The following is a 22,221-nucleotide window of genomic DNA, read 5'->3' as shown; positions in this document are numbered from 1 at the left end:
GCTGTTTTTTGAAATATAGGAGAAATCATATGACACAGGAATTTACATATAGACCGAAGATGGTATGTTCTACGGAGATTACATTTGAGCTGGATAACGAAAATAAGATTCACAATCTTCGCTTTCGTGGTGGCTGCAATGGCAACCTGAAGGCGATCGGGCGGCTCGTAGAGGGTCAGGAGGCGTCGAAGGTTTCAGAGATTCTGCGCGGAAATACATGTGGACCACGTCCGACCTCCTGCGCTGATCAGCTCTCAAAGGCGATCGATCAGGCGCTTGCTGAGAAGATCGCATGAAGCAGAACCGCGGGAGGCTGAAGGATGTCATGAAGCAGGTGCATGTTTCTGAGCGGGAGAATGAAGCGCAGAACAGCAGTCAGATACGATCGGATTCGTCTGAAGATCAGCCGAAATTTCACCAGAAACTGATCGGTATTTCTACGATCGTGCTGCTTCTGCTCCTGATCGTCCTGATTTTCTATGTGACTTTTAACCACATTTTTCCTGGTTTATGGCCGCTTCTGAAGGCTGGCGATGAGCAGGGAATCGCACGTTATCTCGAGCTGGAGGGAGAGTGGAAGGGTCTGATGCTGGCAGTCGTACTGTCTGCGCTGCAGGTGGTGAGTATCGTTCTGCCGGGACTTCCGATCCACCTGGCGGTTGGTATGATTTATGGCTGGTTGAAAGCGTCGATCGCCTGCTATATCGGCTTTGTCCTGGGAAATGCGTTTGTATTTGCTGTGGCGAGGCGGCTCGGGCGTCGACTCGGGAATTTCATTCCGGGACTGAACCGCCAGAACTGGTTGACACAGAAAATCAACTCGACGCATCCGGCGTTTGTGGTTGCCATCGCCTGCATGGTACCGGCCGTGCCGAATGGCGCGATACCGTATATTGCGTCGCGTGCGGATATTACAGGTCGGGGGTATGTCGGCGCCGTTGCGGCGACCGCCTGGCTGCAGTGTGTCACGAACTGTCTCTGTGGTTATTTTCTGATTCTCGGGCAATACCTCGGAGCGGCGATCGTGTTCGTCGCGCAGCTCGTCATCATCGGGCTGATCAGCTGGAAGAGAGAAGCGCTGCTCGGAAGTTTGAAGTAAAGCCTTCTATCTGAACAGTTACTTCTGATGATATTTTTGTAAGAACTTTGCTACTATCATCTTCGGATCGCATATAGTATGATGGTGTATGTAAAATTATGTGATGCTGAATCGGAGTTTTTATGAGAGTACATAGAGTGTGCACCGTGGCGATCGTGATGTCACTGGTGCTTGCGGGTCCAGCGTTAGCTGGGGTGAGTCCGGATGGCCGCGGTGGTGTGGCCTATACCGGGATGACATCTGGACAGAGCGTGACACAGGTGTCCGCGGTGAGTCCGGATGGCCAGGGCGGTGTCGTCTATCATGCGACGCCTTCATCCGATGCGAATACAAATCCGTATCTGAACAGCAGCAGTACGAATCATACCATGTATACGACGAACTATACCGGTACGACGGGCGGCTACTATGTAAATGGGGTATTGTATAATACACTGAACGTCGGGCCGATGGCGGGAAACCAGGCAGCGACGGGACTCGCACAGGTGACGAATCCGTCGCAGATGAATCCGGCGGGAAATCACTACAGCTCGAGCTCGACGGTGATCAATGCACGTCGTGTGGTGGCGAACACCTACCTGAAGGACGGCTGGCAGTTCGAAAATAACGGTATGTGGTACCTCTATCCGGATGGGACCTATCCGGTCAGCTCCTGGCGCAGTATCGATGGCGCAAATTATCATTTTAACCAGGGTGGCTACCTCGAGGTGAATACCTGGATCTACGAGGCGAATGGTGCCTGGTATTATGTAGGGGCAGATGCGAAGATGCTTCGTGGGCTGCAGAATATCAGTGGCCGGCTATACTATTTTGAACCGAACAGTGGACAGCTGCAGGGACCGGGACTGCTGCTCGCAGATGGCAGATACTACTATGCAGGTCAGGATGGTGCACTGCTGCAGAACGCTTGGATCGGAAGCTTCTTTTTCGGAGCGGACGGTGCGAGAGTAAACTGACGAAACAGATGAGGCAGAAAGAATGGACAGAGAATTAAAAGATCTGGATGATGTCGATCGGGCATTGGAGGAAAAACCGGTCGAGGGTGTGATCGAGCGCAAGCGTGCGCGTCGCATCGCGAATATGAGGAAACGTCAGAAACAGGAGCAGCTTCATGAGATGCTTGGTCTCCTGGGCATTCCGGCACTGGTGGTCGTGCTGATCATCATCATCCTGATTCTGGATCGGAATCCGAAGAATCCGGATGCACAGAGTGGTGGTCCGCAGGTGGCCAGCGCTTCCGAAATTGAAAACGCGGGGGGCGACGATGAGAGTGCATCTCCCGGCATTGCCGACGGCAACGCGGGTGCCGACGAGGACGCGTCACTCGTACGTCAGTATAATGACGAGTATATGACGAAGCTTTTCCAGGATTACTTTAACGCACGTCTCGAGGGTGATACCGATACACTGTACCGTCTGACCGGCGTCACGAATCAGACCGAGGAGCAGACCGCGAGTCTTCAGAAGAAGCTGAAGACCCAGGCCGGCTACATCGAGACATACCAGGATATCCAGCAGTATGCGGTAGATGGACTCGAGAAGAACACGAAGCTCGTTTTCGTCACCTATAATGTGAAGTTCCGCCGGACAGATACGCTGGCACCGGGCATCATGTACTGCTATGTGAAGGTAAACGATCAGAACAGCTTCGAAATCGTCGAGAACATGTCGCCGGAGCAGACGAAGTTTGTGAACAGCTATATCACGAATCACAGTGAGGTACAGGAGCTGATCAATGCGACCAACTCGCGTCTGCTGGAGGCCATCTCGAGTGATCAGCGGCTCGCGGTCATCTATGATGCTATCCAGAGCGGACGTATCTACACAGACTCGCAGGAAGAAATCGACAGCGAGGTTTCCCTGATCTCTGTAGAAACCGAGGCCGCCGTGACCGAGGCAGAAACCACGGCACCGTCTGATCGAGATACGGCGAACGAAGAAACGAAGGAGAGCAGTAAGAAGAACAGCGATCAGAAGAGCTCGGAGAAGAGCACGACCGAGACGAAAAAGTCGACGGAAACGACGACCGCAGGAGAAACCATCTCCGAAAACACGGGCGCAGGCGGAAAGGCAGAAACGACCGCAGCGGCTGCTTCCGGCGAGACCATCGCAGAGCCGGGGGCTGCAGATAACGCACCGGCTGGAGATGCCGTCATCTCCGATGACGGCCCGGTCGGCTGAACACTTACAAATGCAGGCGAATGCAGAAGCATTCGCCTGCTCTTTTATGTAGAAGAAACCTGAAAGACAGTATATAATAATAAGGTTTATGGTGCGCTCTGCACCGTGTACATGTCGTGAGACAGCAGAAAAGGAGAAAACACAGTATGGAAACGAAAGACTTTTACTATGACCTGCCGGAGGAGCTGATCGCGCAGGATCCGCTCGAGAAGCGCTCGGACAGCCGGCTTCTGGTGATGGACCGCTTCACCGGCGAGATCAATCACCGTCATTTTTATAACATCATCGACTATCTTCATAAGGGTGACTGCCTCGTCATCAACGATACGAAGGTCATCCCGGCACGTCTGCATGGCGAGAAGTCCGGTACCGGCGCACATGTCGAGGTACTGCTTCTTCGCCGCCTCAGCACGACCGACTGGGAGTGCCTCGTCAAGCCTGGAAAGAAGCTCCGGAATGGTGCGCGCGTCGAGTTCGGCGAGGGCCTGCTGAAGGGCGAGATCATCGACACGATCGATGATGGCAACCGCATCATCCGCTTCGAGTTCGAGGGCATCTGGGAGGAGGTGCTCGACCGCCTCGGCGAGATGCCGATCCCACCGTACATCCATCATCAGCTGAAGGAAAAGGCACGCTACAATACCGTCTATGCAAAGAATGACGGCTCTGCGGCGGCCCCGACCGCCGGTCTCCACTGGACCGAGGAGCTGCTTCAGGCCGTGAAGGAGAAGGGCGTGGAGATCGCCCACATCACCCTGCATGTCGGCCTCGGCACCTTCCGTCCGGTCAAGGCGGACAAGATCGAGGAACACCATATGCACAGCGAGTACTACATCGTCGAGCAGTCGGAAGCGGATAAGATCAATCGCGCCCACGCAGAGGGCCATCGTGTCATCTGCACCGGCACCACCAGCTGCCGTACCGTCGAGGCCGCAGCACTTCCGGATGGCACCATGCCGGCGACCTCCGGCTGGACCGATATCTTCATCTATCCGGGCTATCAGTTTAAGTGCATGGATGCGCTGATCACCAACTTCCATCTGCCGGAATCCACCCTCGTCATGCTGGTTTCTGCCTTTACGAAGCGTGAGCACGTGCTCCGCGCGTATAAGGTGGCGGTGCGCGAGAAGTACCGTTTCTTCAGCTTCGGCGATGCCTGCTTCTTCGCAGATCTCAAGAACGACGCACAGCTTCCGGCGGAGCTGGATCCGAACCGGAACCATGAAGTCACCTTCCTTCCGGAGGATGCCGTCGCAGAGGTCGAGGGTATCCCTGGAAAGAGCTACAGCTGGCCGCTCGCAGCCGATGAAGCGCCACTCTGGAAGACGGAGGAAAACGCGGGGGATGCGAGATGAGACTGAATAAGCGTTTATCGGAGCTCGGCGTCTGCTCCCGCCGCGAGGCGGATAAGCTGATCGCCGCGGGTCGTGTCACCGTAAATAAGACGCCGGTCGAGCTCGGCCAGCAGGTAACGGAAGCAGACTCGATCGAGCTGGACGGACAGTGTGTGAATCCGCATGCATTGAACGCCGCTGCCGGCAATCTGGAAGCACAGTACCTTCTCCATACGGAGTCGCGCCGGATGGCGAAGCGTTATGGAGAGCAGATTTCGACGGTGGGGCAGGACTATGACCGTCCGGCACCGGTGCTGCTCGCGTACTACAAGCCGCGTGGGATCGTGTGCACGACGAGTGATAAGGATAAAGCACCGAACATCATCGAAGCGATCCACTACCACACGAGAGTGTACCCGATCGGTCGTCTCGATAAGGAGTCGGAGGGACTCATCCTTCTGACGAATCAGGGCGATCTCGTAAATCGGATCAACCGTGCACGGAATTACCATGAGAAGGAATACGTCGTGACCGTGGATAAGCCGTGCACGAAGGAGTTCCTGGATGCGCTCGCCGATGGCGTCGAGTTGAAGGAACTGCATGCGACGACCCGCCCATGTGAGGTGTGGCAGGACATGACCCGTCCGCCGAAGCTTCGTCAGCAGGAGTTTCATATCGTGATCACACAGGGACTGAATCGTCAGATTCGCCGTATGTGTGCAGCCTTCGGCTATGAGGTGAAGAAGCTGAAGCGCATCCGTATCATGGACCTCACCCTGCATGGACTGAAGCCGGGGCAGTATCGCGAGATCGAGCTGTCCGAGCTCGGCCTCCGGGAAGAGGATATGGAAGAAAATGCCGGAAAGTAGTGGGCAGAGAAATTTTTCGAAAGCGGCGTTGCCATGGAGGGTGATTCGCGTCCTCCATCGGACATGGAAGTAAAAAACAGTAAACTGGAACAGGTAAAGATACTATGAGTGTTTCCCATAACGAAGAGAAAAACCAGAAGCTTGCACGCATGAAGGAGCTCATCCGCACCCTGAATGAAGCGGCCCGTGTGTACTATGTGGATGGCAATGAGATCATGTCGAACCTGAGCTATGACCAGCTCTATGATGAGCTTGAGAAGCTCGAACAGGAGACCGGCATGATTCTCGGCGGCTCGCCGACCCAGCGTGTCGGCTTCGAGGTGCTGTCGGAGCTTCCGAAGGAGCGTCATCCGAGCCCGATGCTGAGCCTCGATAAGACGAAGTCCGTCGAGGAACTGGCCTCCTGGCTGGGGGATAAAGAGGGCCTTCTCAGCTGGAAGATGGACGGGCTCACCGTCGTCCTGAGCTACCATGCCGGGGAGCTGGTGAAGGCAGTCACCCGTGGCAACGGTGAGATCGGTGAAGTCATCACACAGAACGCGCGGATGTTTGATAACGTCCCGACGCGGATTTCCTTCGCCGGTGATCTGGTGCTCCGCGGGGAGGCCATCATCACGTATTCCGAATTTAAAAAGATCAACGAAACCATCGCGGATGCGGATGCGAAGTATAAGAATCCGCGGAATCTCTGCTCTGGCTCGGTACGTCAGCTGGACCCGAAGGTGACGAAATCCCGACATGTGAATCTGATGGCCTTCGCACTCGTGAGTGCCGTGGATGCGCAGGGCGAAAATGTGGATTTCCAGAACTCCCGTGCGGCGCAGTATGAATTTCTTCGTGCCCAGGGCTTCGATGTCGTCGAGTATAAGCATGTGACGAATGCTACGATCGCGGAAACGGTACAGTGGTTCTCGGAGGCGATTCAGCACAACGATTTCCCGTCGGATGGCCTCGTGCTGATCTACGAGGACATCGCCTATGGCCTCAGCCTCGGCCGTACCGCGAAGTTCCCGCGAAACGCCATCGCCTTCAAGTGGAGCGACGAGCAGGCAGAGACCGTTCTTCGTGAGGTGGAGTGGTCACCGAGCCGTACCGGCCTCATCAATCCGGTGGCGATTTTCGACCCGGTGGAGCTCGAGGGCACGACGGTCAGTCGTGCAAGTCTCCATAACCTCTCCTACTGTGAGGAGCTGGAGCTCGGCATCGGGGACCGGATCACCGTGTATAAGGCAAACATGATCATCCCGCAGATTGCGGAAAACCGGACACGCTCCGGAAATCTGAAGCCGGTCGAGGTCTGCCCGGTCTGCGGACAGCCGACGGAGATTCGTTCGGATAATGAGGCGAAGTTCCTGTACTGCCCGAATCCGGACTGTGCGGCGAAGAAGATCAAGAATTTCTCACTATTCGTGAGCCGTGATGCACTGAACATCGAGGGCCTCAGCGAGCAGACGCTGGAGAAGTTCATCGCGCATGGCTTCATTCATCACTACAGTGATATCCTCCATCTCGATCGCTGCCGTGCCGACATCGTGACGATGGAGGGCTTCGGTGAGAAGAGCTATGAAAATCTGATGGCGGCGACAGAGCGTGCCCGCCATACGGAGCTTTACCGCGTCGTGTATGGACTCGGGATCGCCGGCATTGGCCTCGCAAACGCGAAGGTCCTCTGCCGACACTTCGGGGATGATTTCACGAAGCTGCGGGCAGCAGGCGTGGATGAGCTGCAGGAGGTGGACGGCATCGGCGCGGTGCTCGCAGAGAACCTCGTACGCTACTTCCAGGATGCAACGGTGATGAAGCAGGTGGATGCGCTGCTGCAGGATCTTGACATCGAGAAGAAGGTGGAAGACCATACGACGCCGAAGACGATGGAAGGAAAATCGGTCGTCATCACCGGATCGCTCGAGCATTTCGAGAACCGGAAGGAGCTGCAGGCGCTCATCGAAGAGGCCGGTGGCCGGGCAGCAGGTTCGGTATCCGCGAAGACCGCCTACCTTGTCAACAACGACATCACATCGACCTCTGGCAAGAACAAAAAAGCGAAGGAGCTGGGCGTTCCGATCGTCACCGAGGAAGAGTTTCTTCGGATCTTAAAGGGAGAAGTATAAGCGTCGTGGATGCCGTAACGGCAGAAAGACGCGGGCTGGGCATAGATCGCACTCGCCTGGCACTGCAGGAAAGGGACAGACTGGATGAATACAGACAATTATGATATTTATTTCCCGCATCTCGGGATCGGCGTCGAGCATCTCGGAAACTCGATTTCCGTGTTCGGCTTCCGCATCGCATACTATGGCATCATCATCGGTATCGGTATGCTGATGGGCGTGCTCATCGCGAGCTTTGATTACAAGCGCCGTGGACAGAAGTCAGAGGACATCGAAGACCTCGCGCTGTACAGCATCATTTTCGCCATTCTCGGTGCGCGTGCCTACTATGTCATCTTCGAGTGGGACTACTACTCGCAGCATCTCGGGGAGATCCTCAACCTCCGGCAGGGCGGTCTCGCCATCTATGGCGGCATCCTGACCGGCATCCTCTGCTGCGTGATTTTCTGCTACCGGCGGAAGGTGAAGTTTTTCTCCATCGCGGACTCTGCGGTGCTCGGCCTTCTCACAGGACAGCTCATCGGCCGCTGGGGAAACTTTTTCAATGCAGAGGCCTTCGGCCGCTATACGGATTCACTGCTCGCGATGCGGATCAAGGAATCCATCGTAAACCCGAACATGCTGAACGAGAACGTGCTCACACATGCGATCCGGATCGGTGACGAGATGTTCATCCAGGTGCACCCGACCTTCTTTTATGAGTCGGTCTGGAATCTCTGCACCCTGATTTTCCTCTGGATCACCGGGCCGAAGAAGAAGTTCACCGGACAGATTTTCTGGGAGTATCTCATGTTCTACGGCATCGGTCGCTTCTGGATCGAGGGGCTCCGCACGGATTCACTGCTCCTCTGGGGGACGAACATCGCCGTTTCGCAGGCCCTGTCAGGGGCCCTCGCCGTACTCGGTCTCGCGATGATCCTCCGCGGTGTGCGGAAGGCGAAGTGAGGATGCAGCCTGTAACAGTCACCGGTCTCGGAGTACTGTGCCTCCGTTGCCGCCACTCCGGGTTCCCCTGCCTGCCTGAACGCTTACTGCAGCCGAGGGGATGAACACGGGCGTTGCATATCCGGCATTGTAAAGCGGAAACTTCTGGTTTATAATAGCGATGCTTTTTTAGCTGTATTTTATAGATGGAACTGCTATCGACCTTCTCGGCACTGTCGGAAACGGGGGATGCAGGGAAGGATAAAGGAGATTTAGATTATGAAATTAGGTATCGTCGGACTGCCAAATGTCGGTAAGTCTACACTGTTTAACGCAATCACGAAGGCGGGCGCAGAGTCAGCCAACTATCCGTTCTGCACGATCGAGCCGAACGTCGGTGTCGTCGCTGTGCCGGATGAGCGTCTGGAGAAGCTGGGCGCACTTTATAATACGCAGAAGATCGTGCCGGCGGTGATCCAGTTCGTCGATATCGCAGGTCTCGTCAAGGGCGCCTCCAAGGGGGAGGGCCTCGGTAACCAGTTCCTGTCGAACATCCGTGAAACCGATGCGATCGTGCATGTCGTTCGCTGCTTCGATGATGACAACATCGTGCATGTCGATGGTTCCGTGGATCCGATTCGCGATATCGAGACCATCAACCTCGAGCTTATCTTCTCCGACCTCGATCTCCTCGATCGTCGTCTCGCGAAGACGAAGAAGCTCGCGATGAACGATAAGGATGCGAAGGCAGAGTATGCGCTCCTCACCGAGCTTCACGACCACCTCGAGTCAGATAAGCTGGCGATCAGCTTCGACGCCGGTGATGATGATAAGAACGCCTTCATTGATACCCTCGACCTCCTGACCCGTAAGCCGGTGATTTATGCGGCGAACGTTTCCGAGGATTCCGTCGCCGATGATGGTGCGTCCAATGCCTACGTCCAGAAGGTGCGTGAATACGCGGCAGAGAACGGCTCCGGTGTTTTCGTGATTTCCGCGCAGATCGAGGAGGAGATCTCCGAGCTCGAGGACGACGAGAAGGCAGAGTACCTCGAGTCCCTCGGTATGAGCGAGTCTGGTCTCGACAAGATCGTGCGTGCCTCCTATGATCTGCTCGGCCTCATGTCCTTCCTCACCGCCGGTGAGAAGGAGACCAGAGCATGGACCATCCGGAAGGGTACGAAGGCACCGCAGGCGGCCGGTAAGATCCACTCCGATTTCGAGCGTGGCTTCATCAAGGCCGAGGTCATCAACTACCAGGATCTCCTCGACTGTGGCTCTATCGCGGCAGCACGTGAAAAGGGCCTCGTCCGCATGGAGGGTAAGGACTATGTGATGCAGGACGGCGATGTCGTTGAGTTCCGCTTCAACGTATAATTCGCCATCATTCTATAGAAGGAAGTGTGCCGCCTGCCGCCGTGCAGCAGCTCTGGTGCGGGTGCTGATCAATTTATGGAAAAGCGTGCCGCCTGCCTGCTGCAGACCTTTCAGGACAGATAATATATCGTTATATAGAAGGAAGTCTCTCATTCGAGAGGCTTCTTTTTTTAATTTATTGCTGTATCCTGCCTTGACACTAAACCCAAATTAGCGCATTATTATGTCATGAAGTGGTAAGAAGTGGTAGAAAGTGGTAGAAAAGGGAAATGTCATTCACAGGAGAGTATCGCCACAATCTGGATGCCAAGGGCAGACTGATCATACCGGCCAGATTTCGGGACCAGCTCGGAGACGAGTTTACGGTCACTAGAAGCCTGGACGGTTGTCTTGCTATGTACGCAGCTCCGGAGTGGCAGGCGCTCGAAGAGAAGCTGAATGCGCTTCCGATGACGAACGAGAAGGCGAGAAGCCTGAAGCGCTTTCTGCTGGGGTCAGCCGCGATCTGTGAGCTGGATAAGCAGGGCAGAATCCTTCTTCCACAGGTCCTCCGTGATCGGGCGGGCCTTGACAAGGATATCACCTTACTCGGTGTGGGTGACCATATCGAGATCTGGGATACAAACACGTACGAAGAAAAGTACAGCTTCGATGATGAAGCTGCATTAGAAGCAGACTGGGAGGGCTTAGGTGTCTGAGTTTAAGCATTATTCCGTACTTCTCCACGAAACCGTGGATGGACTCAACATCCGGCCCGATGGCATCTATGTCGACGGAACCTTAGGTGGTGGCGGACATGCCCATGAGGTATGTACCCATCTTTCACCGGCCGGTCGCCTGATCGGCATCGACCAGGATAAGGATGCGATTCAGGCAGCGAGCGAGCGGCTTTCGGATGTACGGGACCGCGTGACGATCGTCCGCAGTAATTACGAAAGAATCGATGATGTGTTAAAGGAACTCGGCATCGGAAAGGTCGATGGGATCTACCTCGATCTCGGTGTATCGAGCTACCAGCTGGATACCGCGGAGCGTGGCTTCAGCTACCGGAGCGATGCACCGCTCGATATGCGGATGGATGACCGGAATCCGATCACCGCTGCCGATATCGTGAACGATTATAGTGAATCCGAGCTTTTCCATATGATTCGAAACTATGGAGAGGACCGTTTCGCACAGAACATCGCGAAGCATATCTGCCAGTATCGTGCGACGAAGCGCATCGAGACGACGCTGGAGCTGTCCGAGATCATCTCAGGTGCGATTCCAGCGAAGATTCGTGCCACCGGAGGCCATCCGGCGAAGCGTACCTTCCAGGCGATTCGAATCGAGCTGAATCGTGAGCTCGATGTACTGGAGGACAGCATCGATCGCATGATCGATGATCTCGCAGAGGGTGGACGCCTCTGTATCATCACCTTCCACTCCCTCGAGGACCGGATCGTGAAGACGAAGTTCCGCACTGCTGAGAAGCCGTGCATCTGTCCGCCGGAGTTTCCGGTATGCGTTTGTGGCCGGAAGTCGAAGGGCCGGGTGATCACCCGAAAGCCGATCCTGCCGAGTGCCGAGGAGCTCGAGGAGAACTCGAGATCGAAGAGCGCGAAGCTTCGGATCTTCGAGAAACATGATGAGAAAGTTTAGAATCCGGAACCGATCCGGAAAATGGGAGAAAGAGTAGTATGACCAGAACGAGACAGGCAGCCGCGGTACGTGCGCCGCGGACGACAGGGACCTATATAGATGGTAATACGGTCCGTCGCATCCAGCCGAAGCGTCGTCCGAATCCGGAGGAACTGGAGCGGAGACGGCAGGCGCGTATGCGGGAGCGGCAGCGGATCCTCGACGAGCGTGAGATGGAGTACCGTGCGCAGCAGGAGCGACTTCGCCATAAGACGGTCGTGGTCGATCGGACCTACCTTGCGGTGCTGATCATCGCCTCTCTGTTTACGCTGGGACTCTGCTTTTCCTATATTCAGATGCAGACCTCGATCAATACGCGGATTTCGTCGATTGAGACGAAAAAGCAGCAGTTGGACAAGCTGAAGTCTGAGAACGACGCGCTTCAGAACAGCATAGATACGTCCGTGAATCTCGATGAGATCTATCGGGTAGCCACGCAGGAGCTCGGCATGGTATATGCCGGCAAGGATCAGACGATTACCTATGACAAGACGGAAAGCGAGTACGTAAGACAATATGAGGACATCCCGAAGTACTGATCAAAACCAGAGACGAAACCGGGGGAAGATTCTTCCCCCGTACATGCAGAGAAAGCTAGCCGTCACACTATGTGTGATCATGCTAGCTTTAATTGCGCTTATCCTGGCGATTTATAATCTGATAAAAAACAACAGCGAGGAGTACAACAAGATCGTTCTGTCCCAGCGACAGGCATCCTATGATTCACGTACGATTCCGTTCCGGCGTGGCGACATCATGGACCGGAATGGTACGGTGCTGGCGACCAGCCAGAAGGTATATAACCTGATCATCGACCCGCGTGTCATCTACTCCGGTCAGGATGAGCGTTATGTGGATCCGACGATTCAGGCGCTCGTCGCCTGCTTCGAATACGATGAGACCGAGCTTCGAAAGCTGCTCAGCGAAAAGGCCGACAAGTCCTATGTGAAGTATGCGAAGGGACTGAGCTACGACCAGAAATCGGCCTGGGAAGCGTATGTGAAGGAGCAGAATGCCGCGTATGTCAGCAGTGGCTCGAAGGCACGCATCAAGGGCATCTGGTTCGAGGATGAGTACAAGCGTACCTATCCGTACGATTCCCTCGCCTGCAACATCATCGGCTTCTCGAGTGCCGACGGCTCCAGCGGAACCGGTGGCGTCGAGCAGTACTACAACGATACCCTGATGGGCGTCAATGGCCGGGAGTACGGCTACCTCGACAGCGATACGAAGCTGCAGTCCGTACTGAAGGAGCCGACCGACGGTAATTCCGTCGTGACGACCATCAATACGAATATTCAGATGTCGCTGGAGAAGTACCTCAACAAGTGGCAGACAGAAGATGTGGGCTCAAAGATGGCGGCGGCGATCGTCATGGATCCGAACACCGGCGAGGTGCTCGCGATGGGCTCCACCAATCAGTTTAACCTGAACGATCCGCGTGCGCTGGACAGCTCGGTCTATACCGATGAGTATCTCATGCAGCTCGGCCGCAAGGAGGCCGTCGGCGTATATCGTCGAGAGAATCCGGATGCCGCCGCGATCACAGAGGATGAGGTGTCGAAGTACTATTCGACCGAGGACATCCTGTCCTATGGCCGTCAGGTGGCCTGGAACCAGCTGTGGCGAAATATCCCGGTATCCGATACCTATGAGCCGGGTTCGGTAGCGAAGAGCATCACGATCGCCGGTGCACTGGAGGAGAAGTCCATCACACCGAATACGACCTTCGACTGCCAGGGCTACATCGAGCTGAACGACGGTATCCATACCTGGCGTATCCGCTGTCATAACCGGAACGGTGACGGCGTGCTCGATGCCACGATGGGGCTTGCGAAGTCCTGTAACGTATACCTCATGAATACCGCGTTCAATGAAGGCGCCGAGAACTTCGTGAAGTACCAGCATATCTTCGGCTTCGGTGAGTATACCGGCATCGACCTGCCGGCAGAGGCCGACACCACGGACCTCGTGTACAATGCAGAAAACATGGGACGTACGGCCCTCGCGACCAACTCCTTCGGCCAGAACTTTAACGTCACCATGATTCAGATGGCGGCTGCGTACTGCAGCATCATCAACGGTGGCAGCTACTACAAGCCACATGTGGTGAAGCAGATCCTGAACGGCAACGGCACCGTCATCGAGGATGTGAAGCCGGAGCTTCTCCGCACCACCTGCTCGAAGTCGACGAGTAACTTCCTGAAGCAGGCCCTCTATACCACCGTAGAAGAGGGTACCGGTAAGAAGGCGAAGATCCAGGGCTACCATGTTGGTGGCAAGACCGGTACCGCCGAGAAGCTGCCACGTTCGGCGAAGAACTACCTCGTCTCCTTCTGCGGCTTCGCGCCGGTGGAGGATCCGCAGTTACTTGTTTACGTCATCGTCGATACGCCGAACCTCGTCGGAGAGGCACAGGCGACGGCCTCCTTCGCCGTGAACATCGAGCGTGAAATCATGAACGATGCGCTGCAGTTCCTGAATATCGCACCATCCGGAGATACCAATCCGGAGGATTCCATCAACGCGCAGCTTCAGCAGAACCCGGAGGGCATCTCCTCCGAGACGATGGGTGCACAGGTAGGCGGTGAGAACGGCGCGGAGAGTGAAACCACGGCGGACGAAACGAGCACCGAAACCGATGCGGATGGCAATGTGATGACGCCGACCACGGCTGCAACGGTGACCGACGAGTACATCGAACCGGCGGGTGACGACGCGAGCTTCGCGCTCCCGGAGGCCGTGCCGGGCGAGAGCAGCGAAGGCGAAACCGAAACCTCCGCCGAAAATTAATGGGGTCAGACCCCATTAAGAATCCTTTACGAAATTCTTAAGCTCACCGTAAGGGGGTCAGACCCCATTACGATTTTCTTAAGATTCACTGCTTATCCGGGTCACAGGCAGCGGATGATTTATATATGGAGTTAGATTATGTATCTTGATTTTGTTGTTTCTATTCTTATGGGCTTTGCGCTGGTAGCCCTTGCGATGCCTTTCGCCATTCCGGAGCTTCACAAGCTGAAATTCGGGCAGGAGGTCCGGGACGATGGACCGAAGGCACATCTTAAGAAACAGGGCACACCGACGATGGGTGGCCTCGTGTTCGTACTGGCCATCGTGATCGTCAGCCTCGTTTATGTCCGCCGCTATCCGAAGATCCTTCCGGTGATGCTTCTCACGGTCGGTTTCGGTATCGTCGGCTTCATCGATGACTTTCTGAAGGTCGTGAAGCATCAGTCCGAGGGCTTCAATCCGAAGCAGAAGTTTCTCTGCCAGCTGGTGTTCTGTGTGATTTTCGCACTGTATCTTTATCTCTCGCCTGCCTATGATCATCGTATGCAGGTCCCGTTTACGGAGATCTATCTCGATCTCGGATGGTTCTATGTGCCGGCACTGCTCTTCATCGTGCTCGGTACGGACAATGGTGCGAACTTCACCGATGGTCTCGATGGACTCGCGAGCTCTGTCACGGCTGTGATCGCACTGTTCCTCGGCTTCGTCAGCCTGTATTTCGGAAAGGCAGATGCACAGCTTGCACCGATTTCCGGTGCGGTGTTCGGGGCACTGATGGGCTTTCTGATGTTTAACTGCTACCCTGCAAAGGTATTTATGGGGGATACCGGATCACTGGCACTCGGCGGCTTCGTCGCGGCAGCGGCCTTCGAGATGGGAATCCCGCTCTTTATACCGATTTTTGCACTGATTTATCTTGTGGAAGTACTGTCGGTCATCATCCAGGTGACCTACTTTAAGAAAACACATGGAAAGCGGATCTTTCGCATGGCACCGATTCACCATCACTTTGAGCTCGGAGGATGGTCGGAGACGAAGGTGGTGACAGTCTTCACAGTGCTGACAGTGCTCTTATGTCTGGTGGCGAGCCTGGGGATGTAAGAGACAGTAGAACATAATAGGGGTGGATTAGATGGATAGTCAGAAGGTGCTCGTGCTCGGCACGGGAAAAAGCGGTATCTGCGCCGCAAAGCAGATTTTACAGCTGGGAGGACAGGTCGTTCTGTTCGATTCCAATGAAAAGCTGGACACCGTGAAGGTGATGAAAAATTTCAGAAAGAGAGAACGGATTTCACTGGTGGTCGGAGAACTGAAGCCGACGGATCTCGTATCCGTAGATCTCGCAGTTATCAGCCCGGGTATCCCGCTCGATAAGCCGTTTGTGAAGCTGATCGATGGGGCGAAGATCCCGATCTGGGGTGAAATCGAGCTCGCGTATCAGTCCAGCAAGGGGAAACTTGCAGCCGTGACTGGAACGAACGGCAAGACCACGACGGTTTCCCTGATCGGTGAAATCTTTAAAACGACCTACGACGATACGCATATATGTGGAAACATCGGTAATCCGTTTACGGCCGAAGCACTGGAAACGACGGATGCCTCTGCGACGATCCTCGAGGTGAGCTCCTTCCAGCTCGAGACCATCATGGATTTCCATCCGCATGTATCCTGCATCACCAACATCACCCCGGACCATCTCGACCGTCATAAAACGATGAAGAACTATGTGAAGGTGAAGGAGAGCATCGCGCTGAACCAGACCGAGGAGGATTTCATCGTCCTGAATTATGAAGATCCGGAGCTTCGGAAGTTCGGAAAGCGAAAGACCCTGAAGCCACAGGTCATCTGGTTCAGCTCTGCACATGAGCTGAAGGATGGCTTCTACTATAAGAACTTCGAGATTCATCATGCGCATGATGGCGAGGATGAGGCTCTGCTCGATGTACGGGATACGAACCTTCTCGGTGCACATAACTACGAGAATATCATGTGCGCCATCGCTGTCTCTATGGAGATGGGCGTGCCGATGCAGAAGATCATCTCGGCCGTAAAGAAGTTCAAGCCGGTGGAGCACCGCATCGAGTTCGTACGTGAGCGCAATGGCGTTCGTTACTATAATGACTCGAAGGGCACCAATCCGGATGCAGCCATCAAGGCACTACTGGCGATGCCGGGGCCGGTCGTTCTGATCGGCGGCGGTTATGACAAGGAGATCCCTTTCGATGACTGGTGTAAGCTCTTTAAGGGCCGCGTCAAGTACCTCGTTCTGATCGGGCAGACACGGAACATCATCGCAGTGTGTGCGAAGAAGTACGGCTTTACGAATGTCATGTTCGCAGAGGATATGGATGAGGCCGTGAAGGACTGTGCGGCATATGCGGATGAAGGCGACTATGTCCTTCTGAGCCCGGCCTGCGCATCCTGGGGCATGTTCCCGAACTATGAAGAGCGTGGACGCATCTTCAAGGAGTGCGTAAAGAATCTGTAAATATGGACAGGAGGAAGGATGGCAGCGAAGAAGAAAAGAAAATATTTTTATGACTACAGCCTTTTGTTTGCCGTCATCTTCATCACCGGCTTCGGTATGATCATGATGTACTCGGCTTCCGGCTACTCGGCGCAGAGCCAGATGAATGATGCCATGTACTTTCTCCGGCATCAGGCGGTGTTCGCGGCCGGCGGCCTCGTAGCGATGCTGATCGTGTCGGTCATCGATTACCACCTGACCGCGATCTTTTCGAAGATCCTGTATATCGTGGCCTGGCTGCTGATCGTAGCGACCATGGTCATCGGTGTCGCCTCCCACGGCTCCGCGCGGTGGATCCGGCTCGGTGGTGTGCGTTTCCAGCCCTCGGAGATCATGAAAATCGCGGTGATCGTACTGCTCTCGTATCTGATTACCCACTATGGATATCAGATCAACAACGGGAGAACCTGGTGGAAGGTCGCGCTGGTCGGCATCGCGCCGGGCATCGTGGTCGCGGCGACGAACCTGTCGACCGCCATGATCATCCTCGGCATCACCTTTTTTATGATGTGGATCGCATCGAAGAAGTACTGGCCCTTCGTTCTCTGTGGCGTCGCGGGCGTCCTCGTGTACATTTTCGCCTATCCGATGGCGAAGCTCTTGTCCGCGCTGAACATCCTGCAGGATTATCAGCTGACACGTATCTTCGCATGGAAGGATCCGGCGAGCTACTCAGACGAAACCTTCCAGACCCTGCAGGGCCTGTATGCGATCGGCTCCGGCGGTATCTTCGGTAAGGGCCTCGGTGAGTCCGTACAGAAATTTCTCATGCCGGAGGCACAGAATGATATGATCTTTACGATCATCTGTGAGGAGCTCGGCCTCTTCGGCGCGATCTCACTGATTCTCATTTATGTGTTCATCATCTACCGGCTGTTCGATATCGCACGAAATGCCCGTGACCTCTATGGGTCAATGCTGGTGATCGGAATTCTGTGCCACATCTCGCTGCAGGTCATCCTGAACATAGGTGTCGCGACGAACACCATCCCGAATACCGGTGTTACGCTCCCGTTTGTCAGCTATGGTGGTACTTCACTGATGCTGCTGATGGCGGAGATCGGTCTCGCGCTGTCGGTTTCACGGCAGATCCGACTGGAAGATCCGACGTAAGTATTCAGAGCTTTGCCCATGGCAAAGCTCTTTTTTTTATGGTAGAGTAAAGAACCGAAAAGAACAGACAGTGTGCATTGCAAAAATCGCAATGGAACAGAACGTAAACAGAAAGAACGTATAGAATGACAGATAGAGATTTTTACGGCTACGATGATCCGAGGGACCAGAATAAGCGGCATCTGCTTCGCTGGAGCATCGTCGTCCTGCTCCTGCTGATCGCCATCCTGCTCGCCAGTGTACGGATTCAGCGTTTCACGGTGGTGGGGAATACACAGTACAGCAGTGATGAGATCGTCCAGATGATTTTTTCGGATCCATGGGATACGGATACGGCCTGGTGCTTCGTGAAGGATAAGACGAAGCCGCACAAGGAACTTCCGTTTGTGCAGCGTTATGATATCGACTTCGACGGTCCCTTCGCGGTGAGCATCACCGTCTATGAGAAAAATGTCGTCGGCTATGTGGATTATATGTCGAGTCATATGTACTTCGATAAGGATGGTATCATCGTAGAGTCCACCGGCAACCGGCTGGAGGGAATCCCGCGCATCAGCGGTCTCAGCTTCGGCTCCATCGTTCTCTACCGGGAGCTGCCGGTAGAAAATAAGGATGTCTTCAATAATATCCTGAACCTGACCGGCGCACTTCGTACCTACGATATCGACTGTGAGGAGATTCAGTACGATTCACTTCTGAATGCCACACTCCGCATCGGCGACATCAGCGTCCGCCTCGGCAGTAATAAGGACATGGAGATGAAAATCTCGACGCTGCATGATATCCTGCCCCATCTCAGTGGACGGAAGGGGGAGCTGAATCTTTCAGATTATTCGGAGACCTCGGATCATGAGTCCTATATTTTCAAGGAAAAGACGGGCTGATCTGCGCATAACAGCACCGTTTTCTGCGCATAACGACGGCTGAAGTTATAAAAAAGTAAGAAATAATGTGAAAATTTCGATAGAGCTCCACTTCTAAGCGTGGTAATATTATAGCTGAATTGTAAAAGTAAATGCAGTATGAAAAAATAAATGCTACACTGCATGAAAAGTGGCCGAATTTTTGAAGGTTTTGCTATCATCCGGGATAGATGTGGTATAATTTAAGACACATTTTCTCGGCACTTTCTGTTTTTTGCGTATGGCAAACAGGCATCTGAAAAAGTCGTGTGTAAGACTAAATTCCACATGCCTGGGCAGAAGATTTGAAAATCATCTGGCGGCAGCTTGTATCTGAGTGAATGGGTTACTTTTTAAGCAGGTCTGGTGACATTGTCACTTCATCTGGCGGGATGAATTTGATCTGCAAGGCCTCGAGTATCTTGGGGCCGTATTTTTTTAATGCTAGTTGGTATGGCGTGGCTCCCTCGAGATTTTTGCGCGCATAGGAATTCATGTGATTTACAATCCGGCGAACATCCCATTGAGTCAGATCTGTAAATAAGGTTCCCTTCGGCAAGATCATTCGAAGTAGTGTATGTGCCTCTTCGAGACATCCCTTCTGACCACTACGCATAGGATCGCAGTAATAGATGCTGGTCCGTATGATGCCATCCTTATTCGTTTCGAGATTATCGGGCTTTCCGAATTCCGAACCACGGTCTGTGAGAATGATCGGCAGCATGGATTGAAATTCATAGACACCGCCCAATGTTTTCTCGAGGGTATCAAATGCTCTTTCGACATAGCAGGGTTCATGGCATGGCAACAGCCGTGCAAAGAAAAGCGAAATTTCCGGATCGACGAAGGTCAGGATGCATTTTAAACAACCTCTGGCAGAGAGAACGGTATCCATTTCCCAGAACTCACTGAGCTGGAGATTCAGCGCCTTGAAATCGTCGTATGTGCGATTTTCAAATACGGTTCTATCCTTGATCTGCGTCTTATGAACCTTGCGGGTCTTGAACTTTACTTTCCGTTTGAGATCTATGTTCCTCGTGATTAGAGCGCCGATGTCGATGTATTTGTACATGGTCCTGACGGACATATCCAGTTCCGGGTGGTTTGTCAGAATGACGTAAGGTGACTGTCCCTGCATGATCAGCGGGTGAGCGATGGAGTTGATACGATGAATCTCGGCTCTGGACTTTGCGATACCCTCTCTGGAAGACGTGCGAAGCTCCTCGTATTTTCGTTGTGCGAAATGAGCATCGTAGGAATACTTGGTCGGAATACTGCAAAGGTTCCTTGCCTTGCTACAGCCATTACAAACGAATGGAGCCTTGTCCAAATGACGGCAGGCTTCCTTCTCAAAACGATCACAGACCTGGTTGCATTTGTGACATGACGCACACTTCTGGTCACAGATCAAAAGCTTTTTGCACACGTTGGTCTTTCTGCATTTGAAGCGATGGATGCAAAAGTTGTATGGATTGTTGAAGCTGCCTTTGTGCCACGTGTCGAGAGAACGATGGAGCCGGACTTCTCTGGAAATCGTGGTAGGGTCCTTGCATAAGTACTTGGCAATATCCCGGAATGAGCGGCCCTCATCAAGAGCATGCTCGATGTACAAACGATCGTTAAGAGTAAGGTGTTTCTGGTTGCCTGGTATAAGATTTGACATGAGTACCTCCTTTGCTGCCGCCAGGCAAACGTACAAGAGGTCATTATAGTCTGTTTGGGATATATGAAAGAGTAAATGCTACTTGTGTAAGACTAAATGCAACTTGCACTCAGAGGAGTAGCATTTCGAATTTCAATTTTGGTGGTAATATTATATGGACTAAGCTATTGCAATCTGATAGCTTTGTTTGTATATTATCTTATTGTGCAGTCATATGCGTATGTGGCCGCAGTAAAACAGGTTATCTTATATAATGAATATATATGAGGGATTGAAGGAGGAAGATTATGCTTGAGATTAAGCTTCCTGAGTCAGAGGCAGCTGCAAAGATTATCGTCGTAGGTGTTGGTGGCGCAGGTAACAACGCGGTAAACCGCATGGTGACGGATGGTATCGTGGGCGTCGAGTTCATCGGCATCAATACCGATAAGCAGGCGCTTCAGTACAGCCAGGCACCGACCACGATGCAGATCGGCGAGAAGCTGACGAAGGGACTCGGCTGCGGCGGCAGACCAGAGGTAGGTGCGAAGGCTGCAGAGGAGAGCTCTGAGGATATCACCGCTGCACTGCAGGGTGCCGATATGGTATTCGTTACCTGTGGTATGGGCGGCGGAACCGGAACCGGTGCAGCACCGGTCATCGCGAAGATTGCGAAGGATATGGGTATCCTTACCGTCGGCGTCGTGACGAAGCCGTTCCGTTTCGAGGCTCGTCAGCGTATGACGAACGCAATCGATGGCATCAAGAAGCTGAAGGAGTCCGTAGACACCCTGATCGTCATCCCGAATGACCGTCTGCTTGAGATCGTAGATCGCAGAACCACGATGCCGGATGCATTGAAGAAGGCCGACGAGGTTCTCCAGCAGGCTGTACAGGGCATCACGGATCTGATCAATGTTCCAGGCCTCATCAATCTCGACTTCGCAGATGTTTCTTCTGTTATGAAGGATAAGGGTGTGGCGCATGTCGGTATCGGCGCAGCCAAGGGTGACGAGAAGGCGACCGAGGCGGTGAAGATGGCGATCTCCAGCCCGCTTCTCGAGACCACCATCGAGGGCGCTACAGATGTGATTATCAACATCTCCGGAGACATCTCCCTCGTAGAGGCAAACGAAGCCGCTTCCTATGTCGAGGAGCTGGCAGGTGATAATGCAAACATCATCTTCGGTGCGATGTATGACGAGAATGCCCAGGATGAGTGTAAGATCACCGTCATCGCAACCGGTATAGAGGATTCCGCGGCGACCAGCTCTGCATTTGATACGCTGAAGAAGCCGGCGCAGCCGAAGGCAGCCGCACCAGCAGCGCAGGCAGCAGAGACCACGGTCAGACCGACCATGCCGAGCTTCCTGAACGGAAACACCAGCTTCCAGCCGCAGCTTCGTCCGACGACTCCGGTGACGGTAGCACCACAGGAGCAGACGCTTGCACAGGGCGCAGCACCGGTACAGCCGCAGCAGCCGACCTTCCGTCCGCAGCAGAATAAGGAAATGTCCATCAATATTCCGGACTTCCTGAGAAACAGAAAGTAATCACTGGTCAGTTGTAAAAGCTAATTCCAGTTTGTAAGACTAAATTCCACCTTGTAGGAGTAAATTCCACGGGGTGGAGTTTTTTTGTGCCGAAAAAGAGCGGAAACGATGGAAAA

18 protein-coding genes and 1 pseudogene are annotated in these 22,221 nt (G+C 53.8%); 18 read left to right on the top strand and 1 reads right to left on the bottom strand.

Translation table 11 applies throughout. From position 1 onward, the window contains the following. Positions 1–29 precede the first annotated feature (29 nt). The 17 genes and pseudogenes from ACTQ52_RS06090 (at position 30) to ACTQ52_RS06010 (ending at position 18,892) form a co-directional block, all read left to right on the top strand. Positions 30–296 carry a TIGR03905 family TSCPD domain-containing protein gene (locus ACTQ52_RS06090; protein WP_441982074.1) on the top strand — a complete coding sequence of 89 codons (267 nt, stop codon included), beginning with the start codon at positions 30–32 and terminating at the stop codon, positions 294–296. Beyond that, entirely contained in the window at positions 293–1,099 is an 807-nt protein-coding gene (locus ACTQ52_RS06085; protein ID WP_441982073.1) for a VTT domain-containing protein, read from the top strand. The genes ACTQ52_RS06090 and ACTQ52_RS06085 overlap by 4 nt, the downstream gene beginning before the upstream one ends. A gap of 122 nt (positions 1,100–1,221) precedes the next feature. Beyond that, positions 1,222–2,055, top strand: coding sequence for a hypothetical protein (locus ACTQ52_RS06080; RefSeq protein ID WP_410042430.1), 834 nt, complete (start codon positions 1,222–1,224; stop codon positions 2,053–2,055). A 22-nt stretch (positions 2,056–2,077) separates the two neighbouring features. After that, entirely contained in the window at positions 2,078–3,280 is a 1,203-nt protein-coding gene (locus tag ACTQ52_RS06075) for a hypothetical protein (protein ID WP_410042431.1), read from the top strand. A 146-nt stretch (positions 3,281–3,426) separates the two neighbouring features. Continuing rightward, positions 3,427–4,443 (top strand): annotated as a pseudogene (queA, locus tag ACTQ52_RS06070) (tRNA preQ1(34) S-adenosylmethionine ribosyltransferase-isomerase QueA); the annotation flags it as partial. A gap of 188 nt (positions 4,444–4,631) precedes the next feature. Continuing rightward, positions 4,632–5,483, top strand: coding sequence for a pseudouridine synthase (locus ACTQ52_RS06065; RefSeq protein ID WP_441982072.1), 852 nt, complete (start codon positions 4,632–4,634; stop codon positions 5,481–5,483). Positions 5,484–5,587: 104 nt separating this feature from the next. Next, positions 5,588–7,594, top strand: a complete 2,007-nt coding sequence (gene ligA / locus ACTQ52_RS06060; protein WP_441982071.1) for an NAD-dependent DNA ligase LigA — start codon at positions 5,588–5,590, stop codon at positions 7,592–7,594. An 84-nt stretch (positions 7,595–7,678) separates the two neighbouring features. Beyond that, on the top strand, positions 7,679–8,539 hold the full coding sequence (gene lgt, locus ACTQ52_RS06055; protein ID WP_410042434.1) for a prolipoprotein diacylglyceryl transferase: 861 nt from the start codon (positions 7,679–7,681) through the stop codon (positions 8,537–8,539). Between the two features lie 258 nt (positions 8,540–8,797). Next, the gene (gene ychF, locus ACTQ52_RS06050; RefSeq protein ID WP_441982070.1) at positions 8,798–9,895 is read left to right on the top strand and encodes a redox-regulated ATPase YchF; all 1,098 of its coding nucleotides are present in this window, start codon (positions 8,798–8,800) and stop codon (positions 9,893–9,895) included. Between the two features lie 269 nt (positions 9,896–10,164). Then, positions 10,165–10,593, top strand: a complete 429-nt coding sequence (gene mraZ, locus ACTQ52_RS06045) for a division/cell wall cluster transcriptional repressor MraZ (RefSeq protein WP_410042436.1) — start codon at positions 10,165–10,167, stop codon at positions 10,591–10,593. Further along, positions 10,586–11,536, top strand: coding sequence for a 16S rRNA (cytosine(1402)-N(4))-methyltransferase RsmH (gene rsmH / locus ACTQ52_RS06040; RefSeq protein WP_410042437.1), 951 nt, complete (start codon positions 10,586–10,588; stop codon positions 11,534–11,536). Before mraZ ends, rsmH begins: the two co-directional genes overlap by 8 nt. Positions 11,537–11,574: 38 nt before the next feature. Beyond that, positions 11,575–12,114: a cell division protein FtsL gene (locus ACTQ52_RS06035; protein WP_410042438.1), complete on the top strand. Its 540-nt coding sequence runs from the start codon at positions 11,575–11,577 to the stop codon at positions 12,112–12,114. A gap of 79 nt (positions 12,115–12,193) precedes the next feature. Then, on the top strand, positions 12,194–14,368 hold the full coding sequence (locus ACTQ52_RS06030; RefSeq protein WP_441982069.1) for a peptidoglycan D,D-transpeptidase FtsI family protein: 2,175 nt from the start codon (positions 12,194–12,196) through the stop codon (positions 14,366–14,368). A 138-nt stretch (positions 14,369–14,506) separates the two neighbouring features. Further along, complete coding sequence (gene mraY / locus ACTQ52_RS06025; protein ID WP_441226162.1) at positions 14,507–15,469, top strand: phospho-N-acetylmuramoyl-pentapeptide-transferase; 963 nt, start codon at positions 14,507–14,509, stop codon at positions 15,467–15,469. A gap of 31 nt (positions 15,470–15,500) precedes the next feature. Beyond that, on the top strand, positions 15,501–16,856 hold the full coding sequence (gene murD, locus ACTQ52_RS06020; protein WP_441982068.1) for a UDP-N-acetylmuramoyl-L-alanine--D-glutamate ligase: 1,356 nt from the start codon (positions 15,501–15,503) through the stop codon (positions 16,854–16,856). Between the two features lie 18 nt (positions 16,857–16,874). Beyond that, positions 16,875–18,008, top strand: coding sequence for an FtsW/RodA/SpoVE family cell cycle protein (locus ACTQ52_RS06015; protein ID WP_441226161.1), 1,134 nt, complete (start codon positions 16,875–16,877; stop codon positions 18,006–18,008). Positions 18,009–18,133: 125 nt separating this feature from the next. Then, positions 18,134–18,892, top strand: a complete 759-nt coding sequence (locus tag ACTQ52_RS06010) for a cell division protein FtsQ/DivIB (protein WP_410042443.1) — start codon at positions 18,134–18,136, stop codon at positions 18,890–18,892. Between the two features lie 364 nt (positions 18,893–19,256). Here ACTQ52_RS06010 and ACTQ52_RS06005 read toward each other — a convergent pair whose 3' ends face one another. Then, entirely contained in the window at positions 19,257–20,573 is a 1,317-nt protein-coding gene (locus tag ACTQ52_RS06005; RefSeq protein WP_441982067.1) for an IS30 family transposase, read from the bottom strand. A gap of 287 nt (positions 20,574–20,860) precedes the next feature. Between ACTQ52_RS06005 and ftsZ the strand changes: the two genes are divergently transcribed. After that, entirely contained in the window at positions 20,861–22,105 is a 1,245-nt protein-coding gene (gene ftsZ, locus ACTQ52_RS06000) for a cell division protein FtsZ (protein ID WP_410042444.1), read from the top strand. Positions 22,106–22,221: the final 116 nt, after the last annotated feature.

The organism is Oribacterium sp. Sow4_G1_1, from assembly GCF_052116105.1.
Taxonomy (GTDB): Bacteria; Bacillota; Clostridia; order Lachnospirales; family Lachnospiraceae; genus Oribacterium.
The sequence above is the reverse complement of the archived record's forward strand: the minus strand, read 5'-3'. Positions and strand labels throughout refer to the sequence as shown.